Origin of the sequence: Heliobacterium chlorum, from assembly GCF_014502795.1 — a bacterium.
Lineage (GTDB): Bacteria > Bacillota > Desulfitobacteriia > Heliobacteriales > Heliobacteriaceae > Heliobacterium > Heliobacterium chlorum.
On record NZ_JACVHF010000058.1, the window covers coordinates 1 to 4,847 of the forward strand.

The 4,847-nt window shown below is 41.2% G+C and carries 5 protein-coding genes and 1 pseudogene; 5 read left to right on the forward strand and 1 reads right to left on the reverse strand.

Annotated elements, in window-relative coordinates; translation table 11 throughout:
- Nucleotides 1-2 precede the first annotated feature (2 nt).
- The 5 genes from H1S01_RS22645 to H1S01_RS22650 all read left to right on the forward strand — a co-directional run bounded on the left by H1S01_RS22645 (nt 3) and on the right by H1S01_RS22650 (nt 3,439).
- Nucleotides 3-347, forward strand: coding sequence for a spore germination protein (locus tag H1S01_RS22645; protein WP_423751948.1), 345 nt, complete (start codon nt 3-5; stop codon nt 345-347).
- Nucleotides 348-1,451: a GerAB/ArcD/ProY family transporter gene (locus H1S01_RS19505; RefSeq protein ID WP_188042055.1), complete on the forward strand. Its 1,104-nt coding sequence runs from the start codon at nt 348-350 to the stop codon at nt 1,449-1,451.
- A complete protein-coding gene (locus H1S01_RS19510) occupies nt 1,448-2,731 on the forward strand; it encodes a Ger(x)C family spore germination protein (RefSeq protein WP_188042056.1) in 1,284 nt (427 codons plus the stop codon). Before H1S01_RS19505 ends, H1S01_RS19510 begins: the two co-directional genes overlap by 4 nt.
- Nucleotides 2,732-2,814: 83 nt before the next feature.
- Nucleotides 2,815-3,174: a hypothetical protein gene (locus H1S01_RS19515; RefSeq protein WP_188042057.1), complete on the forward strand. Its 360-nt coding sequence runs from the start codon at nt 2,815-2,817 to the stop codon at nt 3,172-3,174.
- A gap of 121 nt (nt 3,175-3,295) precedes the next feature.
- On the forward strand, nt 3,296-3,439 hold the full coding sequence (locus tag H1S01_RS22650; protein WP_423751949.1) for a DUF5683 domain-containing protein: 144 nt from the start codon (nt 3,296-3,298) through the stop codon (nt 3,437-3,439).
- A gap of 451 nt (nt 3,440-3,890) precedes the next feature.
- Here H1S01_RS22650 and H1S01_RS19520 read toward each other — a convergent pair.
- A pseudogene (locus tag H1S01_RS19520) lies at nt 3,891-4,847 on the reverse strand (amino acid permease); the annotation flags it as partial.

Genomic DNA, 4,847 nt, shown 5'->3' on the forward strand with positions numbered 1-4,847 from the left:
TCTTGTTTTATAGTCTTCGACTGGTAAGACTTTTTGTAATATCCCTTGCTGCTATATTTGGTTTTTACGGTGTATTATTGGGTCTTATTGGACTATTATCCCACCTTGTAAGCCTCAAATCGTTGGGAGTCCCTTTTCTTTCTCCCATCAGTCCGTATAACTCCAAAGGGGAAAGTGTTTTAGTTCGAACAAGATCCTATTTACTTCATAGACGGCCACCATATCTTAGGCCTTTAGACCCCAAAAAACAATCGTTTATTTCTAGACCCTGGTCACCTGATACACCCAGAGAACTGTTTATATTGGCAAAAGAACGTTCCAGTTCACAGAGAAAGGAACCACTTTAAGTGAAATTAACGTCACAGGACGGCTACGTTGGACAAATTGAATCCATCAGTCTGATTTTTATGTTTACAATCGTAAAAACGTTGCTGTTTTTTCCTCGTAATCTTCAGATGGAAGCTGGCCCCGCTGGTTGGATGGTACCTATCCTCTCTTTAATTGCGGGCGTCCTTGCGTTTTATTTCATAGAACAGTTAACAAATAACTTCTCTCGAATGTCCCTATTGGCCATTATCGGACGAATATGGGGGAGTCCAGTACGTTGGCTATTGGGTGTAGTGTTTTGTGTATCTTTTCTTTTATTTGTAGGCTACCAAATCCGAATTTTCGGCGAGGTAATCAAGGCGACGTTGCTTCCTGCAACACCCATATCTTCAATCATATTAACGTATTTAGTTTTGCTAGTATTTATCGCACGTCAGGGTTTTGAGCATCTTACCCGACTTGCGTGGGTAATTTTGCCTTGGTCTTTACCACTCATGGTATTTGCCTTACTATTAGCTATTCCTTTTGGTGACATTTACAATTTAGCTCCATGGTTTGGCCCTGGGGCATTCCCCCTTATTCAAAGAAGTTTGATGGAAACTAGCATGTATAAGGAGATCTCTTTGTTAGCCTTTGTAGCTCCATTATATCGGACGCAAAAAACCTTTCGGAGAACAGGGTATTATAGTTTAATTTTGTGCGGCATAATAATTGCCTTTTCGCAAATTGTTTTTACAATGGTATACCCTGAACCATCTGGACATAAGGTAGGATTTCCTCTTTATAAAACAATTCGTTTAATCCACTTTGGAGCTTTGTGGCAGCGATTGGAGGCTTTGTTTATATTTTTTTGGGCTACTATGATCACCCTTGGTTTGGCTGCAGGTGTTTACGGAAGTGCGATATCTATTGCTCAGGCATTTGAAGCACCTGATTATCGGCCTTATCTATTTCCGATAGCAGTTATCGTAATATGTATAGCATTTTTACCTGAAAGCGAAATTGAAGCTGTTGATGGATTTACAAGCATATCAAGATCCATCGCTATTCCATTCTTAATAGTTCCCTTTGTAGCTTGGCTATGGGGAAAACTATTTTACCGCAAGAAGGCAGAACCGGCATGAAATGTCTAAAATTTATGTATGTAATCCTTCTGCTATTATGTGCGGGCTGTTGGGACAATCGGGAGCTGGAACAACAGATTTTTGTACAATCGATGGGCGTAGATAAAGGGTTAAATGGTAATGTCGATGTTACGTTCCGGCTCGCCGTTCCAAGAGCATTTGGAACAAGTGCACAAGCTCCTTCAACAAAAAACGTAGGAGAGTCCACGAAAAACATTACCATTAGTGCTCGATCGATTCTAGAAGCGATGACGTTGGCCGATGTAGTAACAGAACGGACCCTAAATTATCGGCACATACGAGCTATCACATTTGGAGAACAAATCGCTCGGGAAGGTTTAAGCCATCACTTGGACGCATTTGTTCGCTTTCCCGAGTTTCGTCGCTCCGTTTATTTTTTTATTGCGAAAGGGACTACCGCACAAACTGTAATAAAGACCGCCAATCCCGTGGTGGAAACATCAGTTTCTAGATATATAGAAGGTTTAGTACGCAACGCGAATCGAATGGGCTTTGTACGTATGGTTACTCTTCATGAGTTTCTTGTGGAAACGGAGCAACCAAATGTTAATGTCGTACTCCCGTTAATCATAACCAATCCAATTGTAGCATCCGAAAAAGATGGTTCGAGTAAATCCCTTACATCACTTCCTGAATTACACCAAAAGAGTTCCTCAGAAATGATTGAAGCACCGGGAGCGAGTAAGGTTACTCCACTCTCACGTGCAGGAGGTAATTCCTCGGAGTTTATTGGTTTAGCGGTGTTTAAGGGTGGAAAAATGATTGATGACTGGTCTGGTTGGGATTCAATGGTTTACGGCCTTCTTCGGGGAACGTATAAGAGGGGAGTATGGACATTTCAACATCCGAACAATAAATATACCTTTTCAATGGAAATTAAACCATCCCGAAAAGAAAACGTAGTCGTGGAGTGGAGCGATAATCAAGCAGTTCTTAACGTAGATCTTAAGCTAGAAGCTAATGTGTTAGAGCTACAATCATTAGAACAGCATGTATCCCCCGAAGATAAGCCCGTTCTAGAACAAACGATGAACGACGTTATCCGAGAAAGGACGGAAAAACTAATCAGTAAAGCACAGGCGGATGGGGTCGATCCAATGTACTTTGCACGTTTCATTCGGACACAAATGTTTACTACAGATGAATACGAAAACTTAAACTGGCTAGAATGGTTTGCAAAAGCAAAAGTGAACGTTACTGTTGAGACAAAAATACGTCGCCCTGGCTTACAAATTCAGCCGCCCATCTTGAGGGAGTAATTTACTAACTGTTATATGGCAGTTCTTATCTTTAAAAGAGCAGATAGTACTTGAGATGTTTCCTATGGAGGAAGACTATGGATATGCTTGATACAGAAATTGAACATTTATACTACTCAGAAGTAAAAGAAAAGAAAACCACGGCCTCCGGCATTCGTGGCCGTACCTCCCGACTGGGCCGTGTCGGCAGCATGGTGATGCCGTCCGATCGGATGTCAGGTAAGGACAAACGTGATTACCGGCGACCAGGACCGTTGATCACGTACTCACTTTTCGAGGACTTAGTACCTTTCGAAGTGTTTGATCGGATGAAGTACGAGCAACATGTTCAGCTGCTCCCGAAGTGGCGGCAGAAGCATGGCGATGATTATATCTGTCGGGAGTGGGGGCTGACGAGGTATGGGCTTGAGGTTATATTGAGGACGTTAGAACTTAGAAGTTGAAAAAAATTGAAGCATTAAAATTCTCATTATTTCACACACTATCCTTAAATAAGGCAAAAGTAGGATTAGGGTGTCGGATTTGAGTTTCAAACTGAAGGTAAACACATATAAAAACCCTGTCATGGCTGCACTTTGGTCAACGGTGATACCGGGTTTTGGGCAGATATATAATCGTGAATATCTCAAGGGTTTTATCCTAATATTTTTGGAAATTTTAATAAACAACTTTTCAAATCTAAATGAATCTATTTTTTTACGCTTTTAATGGAGACATAGAAAGTTCCATTAACGTATTTAACATTCAATGGGGTATGTATTACCCGTCGCTATACGTGTTTAACATATGGGACGCTTATAACAGGGCAGTCGATATTAACCACCAACTGGAAAAAGTAGGAATAGAGAGACCGAAAGAGATATCAGGCCTAAATGGCAGTTTGTTTGGGTTTGGGATAGGCCTACTACTAGGGGTCATTTGGTCACGCTTTATTTTCATGAGTCCCATCACGAGTGGTTTGGCTGCGGGAGCTGTTGGGGCAGCGATCGGATGGGGGATAGAAAAATACTTAACAAAATCATAATATGTCAATTTAGAGCAATAAAAACAAGCGTCTGGCCCAACACTACCGAACGCTTGTTTTTATCCTTTTTCAGGAGGATTTACTGGCTTTGTAGCTGGCTGAAGAACGAGGCTTATCAAATACCCTCTACGGAGGTTACATACTTTTTAAGTGATATGGTACTGAGGCTACGATTATATTCTTTTTTAGGAGTAATACAGTCCGTAGAAGAAAACCAGTTTGGTTATGCAACAAATAGTGCCACCAAGTATGTGTAACAAATTCAGGGATAATAACTGTGATCACTTCGCCCGTTTTTAATTCTTTTTCCAAGTTATCGATGAAATCGAATAAGGGACCAATTAATTCCCTGTAGGGTGATTCCACCACCACTAATTCAAAGTTGATTTGTTTTTCTACGAGTTTTTTTCTAAGCTTTTCTGCTGTTTCTGAATTAGAAGAAACATGGACGATTGTTATGTCCGTATCTTCGTTTGACATTGATTTGGCAAATTCTAGTGCATTGAGTGCAGGCTTCGATAAAGACGACATGGGGATCAGAATGTGGTTCTTAATGACATAATAAGGTACCTGATTCTGAGAGGATAATTCGTGCGATATGTCGGAATAATGCTTTTTGATTTTCTTGAATAGCAACACCAACAAGGGTATTGCGAGGAGTACTAGCCACGCACCGGCCATAAATTTGGTCGACGCTATGACCATGGTAACGATTCCAGTTACCGTACTACCAATACCATTAACTAACGCATTTGCCTTGTAACCTTGAGGCTTTAAGGTATTCCATCGAACGACCATTCCTGCTTGAGCAATTGTAAAGGCTAGAAAAACACCGACAGCGTATAGGGGTATAAGGGAGTGAACAGAGGCATGAAAAACAACGACTAAAGCGATTGAACCCGCACAAAGGAGTAAAATACCATTATGGAATACAAGACGATCTCCTCGTAAGGCAAAAATTCGAGGAATATATCCTTCCGTCGCCAGTTTAGCGGCCATGATTGGGGCACCAGCGAAAGCAGTATTAGCTGCTAAAATGAGAATGATAGCAGTAGCGGCTTGTAAAATATAGTACATCAGGTTCCTGCCGCC